This is a genomic window from Nocardia huaxiensis (assembly GCF_013744875.1).
Taxonomy (GTDB): domain Bacteria; phylum Actinomycetota; class Actinomycetes; order Mycobacteriales; family Mycobacteriaceae; genus Nocardia; species Nocardia huaxiensis.
Map to the genome: position 1 here is coordinate 7,593,022 of NZ_CP059399.1, position 14,541 is coordinate 7,607,562.

13 protein-coding genes are annotated in these 14,541 nt (G+C 67.8%); 5 read left to right on the forward strand and 8 right to left on the reverse strand.

Going from position 1 to position 14,541, the window contains the following annotated elements:
- Positions 1-138 precede the first annotated feature (138 nt).
- Positions 139-711, forward strand: coding sequence for a carboxymuconolactone decarboxylase family protein (locus H0264_RS34760; protein ID WP_181581453.1), 573 nt, complete (start codon positions 139-141; stop codon positions 709-711).
- A gap of 128 nt (positions 712-839) precedes the next feature.
- Here the strand turns inward: H0264_RS34760 and clpX are convergent, their stop codons facing one another.
- The 5 genes from clpX to H0264_RS34785 form a co-directional block, all read right to left on the reverse strand.
- A complete protein-coding gene (clpX, locus tag H0264_RS34765; protein ID WP_181581454.1) occupies positions 840-2,123 on the reverse strand; it encodes an ATP-dependent Clp protease ATP-binding subunit ClpX in 1,284 nt (427 codons plus the stop codon).
- Positions 2,124-2,444: 321 nt separating this feature from the next.
- Positions 2,445-3,131, reverse strand: a complete 687-nt coding sequence (locus H0264_RS34770) for an ATP-dependent Clp protease proteolytic subunit (RefSeq protein ID WP_420832015.1) — start codon at positions 3,129-3,131, stop codon at positions 2,445-2,447.
- Between the two features lie 32 nt (positions 3,132-3,163).
- Positions 3,164-3,739: an ATP-dependent Clp protease proteolytic subunit gene (locus H0264_RS34775; protein ID WP_181581455.1), complete on the reverse strand. Its 576-nt coding sequence runs from the start codon at positions 3,737-3,739 to the stop codon at positions 3,164-3,166.
- Positions 3,740-3,927: 188 nt separating this feature from the next.
- A complete protein-coding gene (tig, locus tag H0264_RS34780) occupies positions 3,928-5,325 on the reverse strand; it encodes a trigger factor (RefSeq protein ID WP_181581456.1) in 1,398 nt (465 codons plus the stop codon).
- A 113-nt stretch (positions 5,326-5,438) separates the two neighbouring features.
- Positions 5,439-6,002, reverse strand: a complete 564-nt coding sequence (locus H0264_RS34785) for an FKBP-type peptidyl-prolyl cis-trans isomerase (protein WP_181581457.1) — start codon at positions 6,000-6,002, stop codon at positions 5,439-5,441.
- 171 nt (positions 6,003-6,173) lie between these two features.
- Between H0264_RS34785 and H0264_RS34790 the strand changes: the two genes are divergently transcribed.
- Together H0264_RS34790 and H0264_RS34795 are read left to right on the forward strand one after the other, a co-directional pair.
- Entirely contained in the window at positions 6,174-7,760 is a 1,587-nt protein-coding gene (locus H0264_RS34790; RefSeq protein WP_181581458.1) for a 3' terminal RNA ribose 2'-O-methyltransferase Hen1, read from the forward strand.
- Positions 7,760-10,336: a polynucleotide kinase-phosphatase gene (locus H0264_RS34795; protein ID WP_181581459.1), complete on the forward strand. Its 2,577-nt coding sequence runs from the start codon at positions 7,760-7,762 to the stop codon at positions 10,334-10,336. The genes H0264_RS34790 and H0264_RS34795 overlap by 1 nt, the downstream gene beginning before the upstream one ends.
- Positions 10,337-10,387: 51 nt before the next feature.
- On the opposite strand, the gene H0264_RS34800 is transcribed toward H0264_RS34795, so the two are convergent.
- Positions 10,388-11,104, reverse strand: a complete 717-nt coding sequence (locus H0264_RS34800; RefSeq protein ID WP_231084407.1) for a TetR/AcrR family transcriptional regulator — start codon at positions 11,102-11,104, stop codon at positions 10,388-10,390.
- A 109-nt stretch (positions 11,105-11,213) separates the two neighbouring features.
- Between H0264_RS34800 and H0264_RS34805 the strand changes: the two genes are divergently transcribed.
- Entirely contained in the window at positions 11,214-11,912 is a 699-nt protein-coding gene (locus H0264_RS34805; RefSeq protein WP_181581461.1) for an NAD(P)-dependent oxidoreductase, read from the forward strand.
- A 5-nt stretch (positions 11,913-11,917) separates the two neighbouring features.
- Here H0264_RS34805 and H0264_RS34810 read toward each other — a convergent pair whose 3' ends face one another.
- Positions 11,918-12,400: an NUDIX hydrolase gene (locus tag H0264_RS34810; protein ID WP_181581462.1), complete on the reverse strand. Its 483-nt coding sequence runs from the start codon at positions 12,398-12,400 to the stop codon at positions 11,918-11,920.
- A 136-nt stretch (positions 12,401-12,536) separates the two neighbouring features.
- Between H0264_RS34810 and H0264_RS34815 the strand changes: the two genes are divergently transcribed.
- Positions 12,537-13,259: a DUF8020 domain-containing protein gene (locus tag H0264_RS34815; protein ID WP_244976038.1), complete on the forward strand. Its 723-nt coding sequence runs from the start codon at positions 12,537-12,539 to the stop codon at positions 13,257-13,259.
- A gap of 12 nt (positions 13,260-13,271) precedes the next feature.
- On the opposite strand, the gene H0264_RS34820 is transcribed toward H0264_RS34815, so the two are convergent.
- A complete protein-coding gene (locus H0264_RS34820) occupies positions 13,272-14,438 on the reverse strand; it encodes a GAF domain-containing sensor histidine kinase (protein WP_181581463.1) in 1,167 nt (388 codons plus the stop codon).
- Positions 14,439-14,541: the final 103 nt, after the last annotated feature.

Genomic DNA, 14,541 nt, shown 5'->3' on the forward strand with positions numbered 1-14,541 from the left:
CCCGGACAGGGCGCGATCGGCACCCACCGATCGTCACCGACTCCGGAGCAGTGACGCAGCGCACAGGCGGGCACCCGTCACGTACGGCGGCCCGGTCTCGTCCAAGGGGTGAAAGCAACCGCTCGGATCGGAGACGTCATGGCCGACACTCGCATTCCCGCCGTCAGCCCACAGCAGGCGGGCCTGCTCACCCGACTCACCTACTGGTATGCCAAGCGCCGCTTCGGCGAGGTGCCCGAGCCCTTCGCGGTCCTCGCCAATCACCCGAAACTCATGCGGGCGGCCGGAATTCACGAAACCCTCGTCGAACGCGGCACGAAGGCGATCCCCGAGCACATCTACGAGATCGCCGTCTACCGGGTGGCCCGCACCGTCGGCTGCTCCTGGTGCGTCGACTTCGGCACCATGCTCATGCGCCTGTCGGAGCTGAACGTCGAGAAACTCCAGCACATCGACGACTACGCCACCTCCCCGCACTACGACGAGGACGAGCGCGCCGCCATCGCCTACGCCGACGCCATGACCGCCACCCCGCCGGAGGTCACCGACGAACAGGTCACCGACCTGAAGAAGCGCTTCGGCACCCAGGCCCTCATGGAATTGACCTACCAGATCGCCCTGGAGAACTCCCGAGCCCGCACCTACTACGCCCTCGGCATCACCGACCAGGGCTTCTCCAAGGGCGACGCCTGCCGAGTCCCCTGGGCGTAGCAAGATCAAGGAGCTCTGGTGGCGGCGAACCGGACAAATTCCCGCCACCAGAGCTCCCTCACCGGATGTGCGCTGGAAATGCGAAGCGGCCCCGCGATATTCGCGGGGCCGCTGCTCGTTCTCGCCTCCTATGCCGACTTCTCGCGGCGCTCGGGGCCGGACTGGCGCTTGCGGGGGACGATGGTCGGCAGGACGTTGTCGTTCACCGTGTCGGCGTTGACGACGACCTTGGCCACGTCATCCCGGCTGGGGATGTCGTACATGACCGGGAGGAGCACCTCCTCCATGATGGCGCGCAGGCCGCGAGCGCCGGTGCCGCGCAGGATCGCCTGATCCGCAACGGCTTCCAGCGCGTCCTGGGTGAATTCCAGGTCCACGCCGTCCATTTCGAACAGGCGCACGTACTGCTTGACCAGGGCGTTCTTCGGCTCGGCAAGAATCCGGACCAGGGAGTCCTTGTCCAGGTTCGTCACCGAGGCGACGATCGGCAGACGGCCGATGAACTCGGGGATCAGGCCGAACTTGATCAGATCCTCGGGCATGACGTCGGCGAAGTGGTCGATGGTGTCGACCTCGGACTTGGAGCGGACCTCCGCGCCGAAACCGATGCCGCGCTTGCCGACTCGATCCTGGACGATCTTCTCGAGACCGGCGAAGGCGCCCGCCACGATGAAGAGCACGTTCGTGGTGTCGATCTGGATGAATTCCTGGTGCGGGTGCTTGCGGCCGCCCTGCGGGGGCACCGACGCCTGCGTGCCTTCCAGGATCTTCAGCAGCGCCTGCTGTACGCCCTCACCGGAAACGTCACGGGTGATGGACGGGTTCTCCGACTTGCGGGCGATCTTGTCGACCTCGTCGATGTAGATGATGCCCGTCTCGGCGCGCTTCACGTCGTAGTCGGCGGCCTGGATGAGCTTGAGGAGAATGTTCTCGACATCCTCACCGACATAGCCGGCCTCGGTGAGCGCGGTGGCGTCGGCGATGGCGAACGGCACGTTCAGCATCTTGGCGAGGGTCTGGGCGAGGTAGGTCTTGCCACAGCCCGTGGGCCCGAGCATGAGGATGTTGGACTTCATCAACTCGACCGCTTCACCGCGGGAGTCCCGGCCCTTGTCGCCGGCCTGAATGCGCTTGTAGTGGTTGTAGACCGCGACCGCGAGGGTGCGCTTGGCCGGGTCCTGACCGATGACGTACTGCTCGAGGAAGTCGCGGATCTCCGCCGGCTTCGGCAGTTCATCGAGTTTGACTTCGCTGGACTCGGCCAGCTCCTCCTCGATGATCTCGTTGCACAGATCGATGCACTCGTCGCAGATGTACACCCCTGGTCCCGCAATGAGCTTCTTGACCTGCTTCTGGCTCTTTCCGCAGAACGAGCACTTGAGCAGATCGCCGCCATCACCGATGCGCGCCATCTCTTGGGTCCCTACTTCCTTGTCCGCGTGCAACCGTCTAACTCAGGCTGCCGGCGAGCTGCCACCTATAAAGCGTATGCCGTTCCCCCGTGGCTGTAACTCCCACACTTCGGGATCGGGCGATTCGGCGTTGTTCTAACCGAGGAGAGCCGACAACCACGAGCAAAGGTCCCTAGAGTGACCGTACCCGCTGAGCGCGACCGAGGTCGACAACTTGGGCACGTTTCTCGCCGGACATGTGCGTGGACTCACCCCTGCCCGGGTGGGCGGGACCGGAACCAATCCCGCCACCCGATACATCTTCACAGCACGTCGGAATGTTTACTTCTGGGCGCTGAGCTTGCGGTATTCGAAGACCGTGTCGATGAGGCCGTACTCCTTGGCCTCGTCGGCGGTGAGGATCTTGTCGCGGTCGGTGTCCTTGCGGATGACGTCCGCGTCCTTGCCGGTGTGCCGCGCCAGCGTGGTCTCCATGAGCCGGCGCATGCGCTCGATCTCGGCGGCCTGGATCTCCAGGTCGGAGACCTGACCCTGGATGCCGCCCGAGGTGGACGGCTGGTGGATCAGCACGCGGGCGTTGGGCAGCGCGGCCCGCTTGCCGGGGGCGCCGGCGGCGAGCAGCACGGCCGCGGCCGAAGCGGCCTGGCCCAGGCAGACGGTCGCGACATCGGCGCGCACGTACTGCATGGTGTCGTAGATGGCCATCAGCGCGGTGAAGGAACCACCGGGCGAGTTGATGTACATGGTGATGTCGCGGTCCGGGTCCAGGGATTCCAGCACCAGCAGCTGCGCCATGATGTCGTTCGCGGAGGTGTCGTCCACCTGCGCGCCGAGGAAGATGATGCGCTCCTCGAACAGCTTGTTGTACGGGTTGGACTCCTTCACGCCGAAGCTGGAGTGCTCGACGAAGGACGGCAGGATGTAGCGCGCCTGCGGCATCTGCATGCCATTGGAACCAGCGGCGGCGAAGGTGATGCCCGCGGCCCGGGGGTCGATCTGGTTGGACATAGATGTCTCCAAAGTCTGTGTGTGGCTGCGGACTAGTTGGCCTGGCTCGCGTGGGCGACCACGTGGTCGATGAAGCCGTAGTCGAGGGCCTCGGCCGCGGTGAACCAGCGGTCGCGGTCGGCGTCGGCGGTCACCTGCTCGATGGACTTGCCGGTGTGCAGCGCCTGCAGCTCGTTGAGTTCGCGCTTGGTGTAGGCGAACTGTTCGGCCTGGATGGCGATGTCGGCGGCGGAGCCACCGAGGCCGGCCGACGGCTGATGCATCATGATGCGCGCGTGCGGCAGGGCGTAGCGCTTGCCCTTGGTGCCGGCGGCGAGCAGGAACTGGCCCATGGAGGCGGCGAGGCCCATGCCGACGGTCTTGATGTCGCAATCGGCGAACTGCATGGTGTCGTAGATGGCCATGCCCGCGGTGACCGAACCGCCGGGAGAGTTGATGTAGAGCGAGATGTCCTTGGTCGGGTCCTCGGCCGACAGCAGGAGAATCTGGGCGCACAGCTTGTTGGCGATGTCGTCGTCGACCTGCGTGCCCAGGAAGATGATGCGCTCGCGCAGCAGGCGCTCGTACACCGAATCACTGAGGTTCAAACCAGCAGTCGCGGATGTCATGCGCACCCCTGCCTGATTGTTTGTCACGGATACCTGCCCTCTCTCAACGGCTCGGTTACAAGCCCCTACATGATCACTTAGATGTCGCAGCGCTGACACAAACCCTAACGAAGCAGGGCGGCACCGAACTCCCGGTACCGCCCTGCTTCGCTCACAGCGCAAAACTACAACGCGCTGTCTCTGATGTCTTACTTGGCCTCGGCCTCTTCGGTCGCGTCGGCGACCTCGGCGAGTTCCAGGGCGGAAACTTCCTCGGCCTCGTCGGCCGGGGTGCCGAACATTTCGGCGGTGTCCACGGTGTTGCCGGCGGTGTCGGTGACGGTCGCCTTGATCACGACGCCCGCGAGCGCCTTGCCGCGACGCACGTCGGCGAAGACCGCGCCGAGCTGGCCGGCCTGCTGGATCTGCTGGATGAACTGATCGGGCGACATGCCGTAGCGCTGCGCCTGGAAGATGATCCGCTCGTACAGCTCGTCCTGGCCGACCTGGGTGTTCTCGGCCTCGGCGACGGTGTCCAGCAGCAGCTGGGTCTTGACCGACTTCTCGGCGGCCTGCTTGGTGTCGGCCTTGAACTCCTCGAGCGAGGAGCCCTGCGCCTCGAGCGCCTCGGCCAGCTTGGCCTCGTCGTGGTCGAAGCCGTGCACGGCGTCGTGCTCGACGGCGTCGATCTCGGCCTGGACGACCTTCTCCGGCAGCGGGATCTCGGTGGCCTCGAGCAGGGCCTCGAGCACCTTGTCGCGGATCTCGCCGGCCTGCTGCACCTTCTTGACCCGCTCGACGCGGCCCTTGAGGTCGCTCTTCAGCTCGTCGATGGTGTCGAATTCGCTTGCCAGCTGGGCGAATTCGTCATCAGCCTCGGGCAGCTCGCGCTCCTTGACCGACTGCACGGTGACGGTGATGACGGCTTCCTTGCCCGCGTGCTCACCGGCGACCAGCTTGGAGGTGAAGTCCTTGGACTCGCCCTCCTTGACGCCGATCAGGGTCTCGTCCAGGCCCTCGATGAGCTGGCCGGAGCCGACCTCGTGGGACAGGCCGGTGGTGGAGGCCTCCTCGACGGCCTCGCCGTCCACGGTGGCGGACAGGTCGATGGAGACGAAGTCGCCGTTCTCCACGCCGCGCTCGACGCCCTTGAGGGTGCCGAAGCGCTGACGCAGCGAGGTCAGCTGCTCCTCGATGTCCGCGTCGGTGATCTCGATCGGATCGACGGTGACGGCGATGGAGTCGAACGCGGGGAGGGTGATCTCCGGGCGGACGTCGACCTCGGCCTTGAACGCCAGCTCCTGGCCGTCTTCAATCTTGGTGATCTCGATCTCCGGCTGGCCGATGACCTTCAGTTCCTCGGCGATGACGGCTTCGCTGTAGCGCTTGGGCAGCACATCGTTGACGACCTGCTCCAGGACCGCGCCGCGACCCAGGCGGGCCTCGAGCAGCTTGGCCGGGGCCTTGCCCGGACGGAAGCCCGGGATACGAACCTGCGAGGCCAGCGCCTTGTACGCCTTGTCGAAGTCCGGCTTCAGCTCCTCGAAGGGCACCTCGACATTGATGCGGACCCGGGTCGGGCTCAGCTGCTCGACGGTGCTCTTCACGGACATGCTCCTTGTTCGTTGTTCATTGGTTGACGTCTAGGTTCCCCCCGAACGCATCCCGACCAGGTTAGTCGAGGCGTTGCGGGGCGGTGAAACCCGGTCGCGACTTGCGGTCAGCCGACCTTGACGGCATCGGTGACGAAGACCAGCGTTTCGTTCGGCTGGATCCCGCGCCCACCTGCGCCGTACCCCAGGTCCGGCGGAATGATCAGCAGTCGGCGGCTACCCTGCTGCACGCCGACCAAACCCTCGTCCCAGCCCTGGATGACCTGGCCGCCGCCGAGCGTGAGCGTGAACGGCTTCCCCCGGTCGAACGAGCTGTCCAGCTTCTTCTTGTCCGACCAGGTGACCAGCGTGTAGTTCATCTCCAGCGGCTGCCCCACCGCCGCGGCCGGCCCACTGCCCACCTCGAGGTCCTTCACGATCAAACCGGTCGGCGGATCACAACTGTCCGGAATCGTGATGGTCGGCGCGACCCCGAACCCACCCTCGACCCCGATGTCCTCGGCCGTGCACTCCTTGCCGATCTTCTGCTTGGCCACGGTCGGCCCGGCAGCGGCGGGCACGGACGCCTTGGTGGTCGACGTGGCCGACGCCTTGTTCTCATCGCTCCCGCCACAGCCCGCCAGCACCAATGCCGCGGCCGCCACGATGCCGACCTTCCCCATGAACCGCATCCCCGCTCCTCCTCGCCGAGTCCCGGGCTGCCGCAAGGCTTTGCGGCGCCGCGGGCGAACCTACCCGACGCGGCCGAGATCATGTCGCCGACCGCCGCCTACGGTGGTCGCGACAATGGCCGATACGGAAATTGAATTGCCGGGCGGAATCACGTACGGGAGCATTTCGGGGTGCTGCTGACCATTTCTTGTACTCGTCCCGACGGCGCCGCGTGGCCGGCGTCGGATCTGGGCTACCTGCTGCACAAAAACCCTTCGCGGATACAGACTTTCGAACAGTCGTACGGGGAGGCGCAGGTGCTGTATCCGGAGGCCGGCGAGCAGCGGTGCACGGTCGCGCTGCTGCTCGAGATCGACCCGGTGCGGCTGGTGCGCGGAAAATCCAAAGGGACGCCGGAATTCAGTTTGGCGCAATATGTCAACGACCGGCCGTATGCGGCGTCGTCGCTGTTGGCCGTCGCTATTTCGACGGTGTTCGGCACCGCGCTGCATGGACGGTGCAAGCAGCGGCCGGAACTGGTGGAGGTGGCCTGGCCGCTGCGGATCGAACTGCCGGCGGTGCCGTGCCGGGGTGGCGCGGAGACCGCCGAGCGGGTGTTCGCGCCGCTCGGCTGGAATGTGACCGCCACTCCCCTGCCGCTGGATCCGGCCTTCCCCGAGTGGGGCGAATCCCATTACGTGCGACTGGAACTCACCGGCACCATGCGTCTGGCCGAGGCCCTGTCGCACCTGTACGTCCTGCTGCCGGTGCTCGACGGGGGCAAGCACTACTGGCTGGACAGCAGCGAGATCGACAAGCTGCTGCGGGTCGGTGCGGGGTGGCTGGCCGGGCATCCGGAGCGGGAGTGGATCACGCGGCGGTACCTGAACCGGCGGCATTCGCTGATTCAGGACGCGCTTGCCCGGTTGGCGGAGCTCGATGACCTCGAGCCCGAACAGCTCAGTGCCGTGGACGATCAGCTCGACGAAGATGCCGACGGCGCGGAGAACGAGGGCTCGATCACCGACGCGGCACCTGCGACCGATACGGGGGGCGAGAGCACCGACGCCGCACGCACAGGCGGCTCGGGGGCCGACGCCGCACGTGCGGTCGGAGCCGATGCGGAGGCCGAGGTGCGGCCGCCGTCGCTGGCGGTGCTGCGCCGGGCGGCTGTGGTGAACGCGCTGCGCGAGACCGGGGCGAGCCGGGTGCTGGATCTGGGCTGCGGGCAGGGTGCGCTGCTTCGGGAACTGGTGGCGGACAACAGCTTCAGCGAGATCGTCGGTGTCGATGTGTCGGTGCTGGCGTTGCGGATCGCGCAGCGGCGGATGCGGCGGGTGCCGGAGTTTCAGGCGCGGCGGGTCACGCTGCGACAGGGGGCGCTGACGTACACCGACGCCTCGCTGAAGGGGTATGACGCGGCCGTGCTCATGGAGGTGATCGAGCATGTGGATCTGCCGCGGCTGGGGGCGCTCGAGCATGCGGTGTTCGGGGCCGCCGCGCCCGGCGCGGTCGTGGTGACCACGCCTAATGGGGAGTACAACGTGCTCTACGAGGGGCTGGAGGCCGGGACTTTCCGGCATTCGGATCACCGATTCGAGTGGAGCCGTGCGGAATTCGCGGAATGGGCCCACCGGGTGGGCGAAACCTACGGCTACACCGTGCGTTTCGAGCCGATCGGAACGGTGGATGCCGAGCTGGGCGCGCCCACTCAGATGGCGGTGTTCAGCAAGAGGAAAGACGAGAAGAACGACAGCGATGAGAAAGGAGCCGCGTAATGGCTGAGCTGTCCGTACCGGCGCTGTCGCTGGTCGTATTGATCGGGAGCACCGGCTCCGGCAAGTCCACGTTCGCGCGCAAGCACTTTCCGGCGACGGCGGTGCTGTCCTCGGATGCCTATCGCGGGCTGGTCAGTGATGACGAGACCGATCAGTCGGCCACGGCCGACGCGTTCGCGCTGCTGCATCATGTGGCGGGCGTGCGACTGCGGCGTGGCCTGCGGACCGTCATCGACGCCACGAATGTGCAGCCGAAGGCGCGGCAGGAGCTGATCGCGCTGGCGCGGGCACATGACGTGCTGCCGGTGGCGATCGTCCTCGACGTGCCCGAGCGCGTGTGCGTGGAACGCAATGCGGCGCGGGCGGATCGGGCCGATCTGGGCCCGCACGTGGTGGCGCGGCATCAGCGGGATCTGCGGCGCAGCCTGAAATTCCTGGAGCGCGAAGGCTTCCGGCGGGTGCATGTGCTGCGCGGCGTCGAGGAGATCGACGCGGCGACCATCACCGACGAGCGGCTCTGGAACGACCGCCGCGACCTGCACGGGCCGTTCGATGTGATCGGCGATGTGCACGGCTGCCGCAGTGAACTGGAGTCGCTGCTGGGCGAACTCGGCTACGAGCTGGAACGCGACCTCGAGGGGCGACCGGTGAACGCCCGGCACCCGGAAGGGCGGACCGCCGTGTTCGTCGGCGACCTGGTGGATCGCGGCCCGGACACTCCGGGCGTGCTGCGGCTCGTCATGGGCATGGTGCAGGCCGGAAACGCCCTGTGCGTCACCGGCAATCACGAGTTCAAGCTGATCCGCGCGCTCGACGGCCGCAAGGTGAAGACCACGCACGGGCTGGCCGAATCCCTCGCCCAGTTCGAGGCCGAGGACGACGAGTTCCGCAAGGCCGCACACGAATTCATGCGCGGCCTGATCAGCCACTACGTGCTGGACGACGGCAACCTGGTGGTCGCGCACGCGGGCCTGAAGGAGGAGTACCACGGGCGCGCCTCCGGCCGGGTGCGCGAATTCGCCATGTACGGCGAATCCACCGGCGAGACCGACGAATACGGCCTGCCGGTGCGCTACCCGTGGGCCAACGACTATCGCGGCAAGGCGCTGGTGCTGTACGGCCACACGCCGATGGCCGAACTGGTGTGGGTGAACAACACCCTGTGCCTGGACACCGGTGTGGTGTTCGGCGGCCGGCTCACCGCGCTGCGGTATCCGGAGCGCGAGCCGGTATCGGTTGCGGCCGAACAGGTCTGGTACGAGCCGACGCGCCCGCTGGAAACACCGACGGTGATTCCGGGCGAGGGCGTCGTCTACCGCGACCCGGGCGTGCTCGACCTGGACGACGTGCTCGGCCGCCGCGTGGTGCAGACGCGCCACCTCGGCCGGGTCGGCGTCCAGGAGGACGCGGCCGCCGCGGCCCTGGAAGTGATGAGCCGCTTCGCGGTGGACCCGCGCTGGCTGGTCTATCTGCCGCCCACCATGTCGCCATGTGCCACTTCGGAATTGGACGGCTACCTGGAGCACCCGGCGCAGGCGTTCGAGTACTACCGCTCCGAGGGCGTGCGGACCGTGGTGTGCGAGGAGAAGCACATGGGTTCCCGCGCCGTCGTCGCGCTGGCGCGCTCGGCGGAGGCGGCGCACAACCGCTTCGGCGTGGACGACGGCAGCAGCGGCGCGGTCTACACCCGCACCGGCCGGCCGTTCTTCGACGATCCGGCTCGCACGGAGGCCCTGCTCGCCCGCGCGCGCACCGCCGCCGAATCCGCGGGCCTGTTCGACGAACTCGGCTCGGACTGGCTGCTGCTGGACGCCGAACTGCTGCCCTGGTCGGCGAAAGCGGTTGGCCTGCTGCGTAATCAGTACGCCGCGGTGGGCGCGGCGGCGAGGTCTTCCCTGGGCGCGGCAGCCCAGGTGCTGGCCGCTGCCGCCGAAAGGGGTTTGGACGTAGCCGAACTCACCGCCCGCACCCTGGCCCGGCAGTCCGACGCCGCCGCCTTCACCACCGCCTACGGCCGCTACTGCTGGCCCGTCGACGGTCTCGAAGGCGTCCGCCTGGCTCCGTTCCAGATCCTGGCCGCCCACGGCACGAACCATGCCGTGCGCGACCATGATTGGCACCTGGCGCTGATCGACCGCCTCACCGCGGCCGATCCGAAGTTCTTCACCCCGACCCGCCGCGTGCTCGTGGACCTCGACTCCCCGGAGTCCGAGTCCGCGGCAACGGCATGGTGGACCGAACTCACCCGGGCGGGCGGCGAAGGCATGGTGGTCAAACCCCTGGCGTCCCTGGTGGCCGGCAGCACCCGCAGCGGCCGCCCGGTCCAGCCGGGTGTGAAGGTCCGTGGCCCGGAATACCTCCGGATCATCTACGGCCCGGAGTACCTCCGCCCCGCCAACCTGGACCGCCTGCGCCGGCGCGGGCTGGGCGGCAAGCGCTCCCTCGCCCTGCGCGAATACGCCCTGGGCCTGGAAGCCCTGGACCGCTTCACCACCGGCGAACCCCTGTGGCGAGTCCACGAAGCGGTCTTCGCGGTGCTGGCCCTGGAGACGGAGCCGGTGGACCCGCGCCTGTGAGACAACAGCCCGGTCCCGCCGACAATCGACTGTCGGCGGGTCCGGGCTGTGCTATGGGGCCGGTGGCGTCAGACCGAATGAGCGGATCAGGCCGTTGATCTCGTTGCGGTAGAGCTTTTCCGGGTTGGTGGTCTGCGCGCCCAGGTTGCCGCGGATCTCCAGGTGCACCAGGCCGTGCAGGTGTCCCCAGATGCGCAGGGCCACGGCGATCACGGCCGGGGGCAGGTCGGGGAATTCGGCGCGCACCTCGTCCGCGAGGCCGGGCTCGAAGTCGGACCATTCGAAGCCGTAAGCCTCGTACAGGGGTTCGGCGGAGGGCCAGGCCCCGGCCGCCAGTTCGGTGAGCCCGGCGCAGACGCGGTGTTCGGCGTCGGGCGCGGCGCCGCCTTCCGGCGCTTGATATCCCGGCACCGGGTCGCCGTAGATGAGCCGGAATCCTGCCGGGTTGGCCAGTGACCATTCGCGAAAGGCACAGGACCAGGCCATGATTCGGCCCGCCACATCGGCCGCGGGGACGGCGTCGCGGGCGGCGAGCACGCGGTCGGCGAGTTCGCCGTAGACGTCACCGATCAGCGCGGTGACCAGTTCGTCGCGGGTGGCGAAGTAGCTGTAGACGGCATTGGCCGTCATCCCCATCTCGCGGGCGATGGCCCGCAGCGTGATGGCTCCCGGTCCGCTCTCGGCCATGAGCCGCAACGCGACCTCTTTGATCTCGGCCGTCGTCTCGGTGCGGCGGCGTTCTCGCCGGGTCGGTGTCGCTGTAGCCACGCCGCCACTGTACAGCGGCGTGAGAAAACTGGACATTGCGCGAAAATTTCACGCCGTATAGTTTTCTCACGTAGCACCGAAACCAGTCGAACCCACGTACAGGAGAACCATGTTCATCGGAGTCATCGGCGCGACCGGCAGCATCGGGCAGCGCGTGGTCACCGAGGCGCTCGCCCGCGACCACCACGTGAAGGCGTTCACCCGGGATATCGCCCAGGCGAACGCGACGCACCCGAACCTGACCTGGTCGAGCCTGGACATCTTCGACAGCGACGCCGTCGCCGCCCAGCTCCCCGGCCTCGACGTCCTCATCAGCTGCTATCAGCCCGGCAACGCCGCCAAGGATTTCGCGGATGCGGTGGCGCGGGCCGTCGCCGACCCCACGGTGTACGCCACCGCGGCCCGCTCACTGCTGGCGGCCCTCGACACCTACCCGCGCACCCGCCTCATCGTGGTGGGCGGCGCGGGCAGCCTCGAATACGCGCCGGGCCGGGTCTACGCCGACGACGAAGGACTCGCGGACAGTCTCGAAAACCTCGGCATCCCCGGCGAATACGCGGTCGCCGTGCACGGCCATCGCGAGGCCCTGAATGTCCTGCGCACCTCGAACCGCCGCTGGACCTACTGCAGCCCCGCCGCCCTGATCGCCCCCGGCGAGCGCACCGGCCGCTTCCGCGTCGGCACCGATCAGCAGCTCACCGATGCCGACGGCAACAGCCGAATCTCCATGGAGGACACCGCGATAGCGCTGCTCGACGAGGCCGAGCTCCCGCGGTTCGTGCAGCGCCGCTTCACCATCGGCTACTGAAACACTCAGCCGACCTGGGCCGACAGCTCCAGCAGCCGGTCCAGGAACGGCCGCTGTCCCGCCCCCAGCTTCTCGCGAGCGGTCTCCGGATCGAACCAGGCCGCCCGGTCGATCTCGGGGAAGACGCCGATCCGCCCGGAGCGCGGCGGCCACTCCATCTCGAAGGTGCCCGGCACCACCTGGTCCGGATCGAGATCACCCTGCACCGCCCACACGGCGACCTGTTTGCGGCCGCGGCCACTGCCGTAGACGACCTCCCCGAGATCGATCCACTCGCCGTCGGGAACGGGAAGCCCCAGCTCCTCGGCGAATTCGCGGGCGGCGGCCAGACGCGGCTCCTCCACGCCGGGCTCGTACTCGCCCTTGGGGATGGACCAGGCCGAGGCGTCCTTCTTCGCCCAGAGCGGGCCGCCCATATGTCCGATCAGGACCTGGAGATCGGGCGATCGACGGAACAGGAGGACACCCGCGCTGTACCTGAGGCTCATCCTCGCAGTCTGCCTCAGATAATTTCCGGATAATTTCCGGCATCCTCCGAGCATCCGAAACGTACTCGGAGCGAGCCGCTTCCACTAGGCTCCACAGGTTGATCCGCCCCACACCTGATGACGAATTGGATACCGCATGGAGTTCCGCAGCGCCACCGCGGCAGCCACCCTGGTGATCGGCGCACTGACGGCGAGCACCGGCCTGGCGAATGCCGAGCCTGTCTCACAACCGAACCTCGTCTACTCCACGAAGCTGGTGGACAAGACGGTGGTCACGACCCTGAAGGGCGGCACGTTCGCACTGTCGAAGACCCCGGGCAGCACGCCCGGTGAGGTGGTCGAGGTCGTGGATGTGCGCGACGGCGACGGCAATGTCCTGCTCACGCTGCCACTGGAATTCGCGGTCGGCCCGGTCGCGGTGCCGGTGCAGGCGGTGCTGGAGAAGGACGCCACCGTGCTGGCGCTCACCCCGGAACGCCCGCAGGGGCTGACCTTCGATTCCCCGCTCACGGTGAAACCGGTTGCCTCCCAGGTGGAGAACCAGCGGGCGCTCAATGACTTCACCATGCAGTTCGGCCTGGCCACCACCATCGGCACCTTCGTCGGCACCGCCATCGGCGCGACCGTCGGCTGTCTGGCCACCATCGTGGCGGGCTGCGTGGGCGGTTTCATGACGGGCGCGACCGTGGGCGGCATCATCGGCAATATCGTCGTCGGCGGCCCGACGCTGATCGCCTCCGGCATCGACCTGCTGACCACCATGCAGGCCGCCGAAGGCACCACCAGGTGGGCCGACAAACCCACGCAGCAACCGGCCACCACGACCGCGCCGCCGGCCGGCACACAGCCCGCCAATTAGGCAGCGCCGCAACTAGATCGGCACCCGCCACAGCAGACCGGTGCCCTGGCCGTCCAGACCGGGGCCCAGTTCCAGTGCGCCGCCGAGCTTCCCGGCCCGTTCGGCCATATTGCGGAGGCCGCCGTCGTGCGGTTCATCGCCCAGCCCGATGCCATTGTCGGCCACGGTGATTCGCAGTTCATCGGCATCGGCGACGACATGGACGTCGATACGGGTGGCATCGGCGTGCCGGACCACATTGGACAGCGATTCGCGCAGCACCGCGAGCGCCTGCCGACCGGTCTCCGCAGGGACGGCGTCGATCGGGCCGTACTGCCGCAGGGCCGGGGTGAACCCGAGGTGCCTGGCCGCCGAGGTCACCAAATCCGTGATGTCGCTTTGCAATCCCTTGCTCTCGGCCGGTGACTGGATGGCGAAGATGGTGGCGCGAATGTCCTGAATGGTCTCGTCCAGCGCCGTCACGACCCGTTCCAGCCGCTCGGCCACCTCCGGCGCGGGGTCGGCGCGCAAGGCGCCCTGCACGGTGAGCCCCGCCGCGTAGATGCGCTGGATGACCGTGTCGTGCAGATCGCGCGCGATGCGTTCGCGATCCTCCATGACGGCGATCGTCACATTGTCGCGATGCTTCTCCTCCAGCATGCGCACATTGGCGATCTTGACCCCCGCCATGACCGCGAGCGCTTCGATGATGCGCGCGTCCTCGGGTGTGAACGGCCCGCCGCGCTTGTTCGCCAGATAAAGGTTGCCGTACAGCTCACCCTGAATGCGGACGGGCACACCGAGAAAGCTGTGCATGAGCGGATGCCCCGCCGGCCAGCCCGCGAAGGCCGGATGCGCGCTGAGTTCGTCGATGCGGACGGGCTCGTCGCTCGCGAGCACCGCGCCGAGCACACCCCCGCCGTGCGGCCACACCCCGATCCGCTGCTCGGTTTCGTCGTCCACCCCGAACTGGATGAATTCGGCCAGCCGCCGACGTCCATCGCGGGTCTCGGGCGCGAGCAGCCCCATGGCCCCGAATTCCGCGTCCACCACCCGCGCCGCCGACACCACCAGCTGCCGCAGAATCGTGGGCAGATCCCGGTCGGTGGAGACCGCGTAGACCGCTTCGAGCAGCTCGTGCAGCCGTTCGGCCGGAGCCTGCAGCCGACGCAGCTCACCGGGCACCCCGTCCTGATCCATGCACCCCAGGCTACGCACCGGCTATCGAGAGGGGACGTTTGTCCCTGCCCCCGCGCGGCGCGATTTCCGACGATGGAGAGGCAGATTCCTGTCGACGAGGAGA

Bases quoted from the DNA above. Each gene is read 5' to 3' on its own strand.
- H0264_RS34760 (WP_181581453.1), top strand. From the start codon at position 139: ATGGCCGACACTCGCATTCCCGCCGTCAGCCCACAGCAGGCGGGCCTG.
- clpX (WP_181581454.1), bottom strand. From the start codon at position 2,123: ATGGCGCGCATCGGTGATGGCGGCGATCTGCTCAAGTGCTCGTTCTGC.
- H0264_RS34770 (WP_420832015.1), bottom strand. From the start codon at position 3,131: ATGTCCAACCAGATCGACCCCCGGGCCGCGGGCATCACCTTCGCCGCC.
- H0264_RS34775 (WP_181581455.1), bottom strand. From the start codon at position 3,739: ATGACATCCGCGACTGCTGGTTTGAACCTCAGTGATTCGGTGTACGAG.
- H0264_RS34785 (WP_181581457.1), bottom strand. From the start codon at position 6,002: ATGCGGTTCATGGGGAAGGTCGGCATCGTGGCGGCCGCGGCATTGGTG.
- H0264_RS34795 (WP_181581459.1), top strand. From the start codon at position 7,760: ATGGCTGAGCTGTCCGTACCGGCGCTGTCGCTGGTCGTATTGATCGGG.
- H0264_RS34805 (WP_181581461.1), top strand. From the start codon at position 11,214: ATGTTCATCGGAGTCATCGGCGCGACCGGCAGCATCGGGCAGCGCGTG.
- H0264_RS34810 (WP_181581462.1), bottom strand. From the start codon at position 12,400: ATGAGCCTCAGGTACAGCGCGGGTGTCCTCCTGTTCCGTCGATCGCCC.
- H0264_RS34815 (WP_244976038.1), top strand. From the start codon at position 12,537: ATGGAGTTCCGCAGCGCCACCGCGGCAGCCACCCTGGTGATCGGCGCA.
- H0264_RS34820 (WP_181581463.1), bottom strand. From the start codon at position 14,438: ATGGATCAGGACGGGGTGCCCGGTGAGCTGCGTCGGCTGCAGGCTCCG.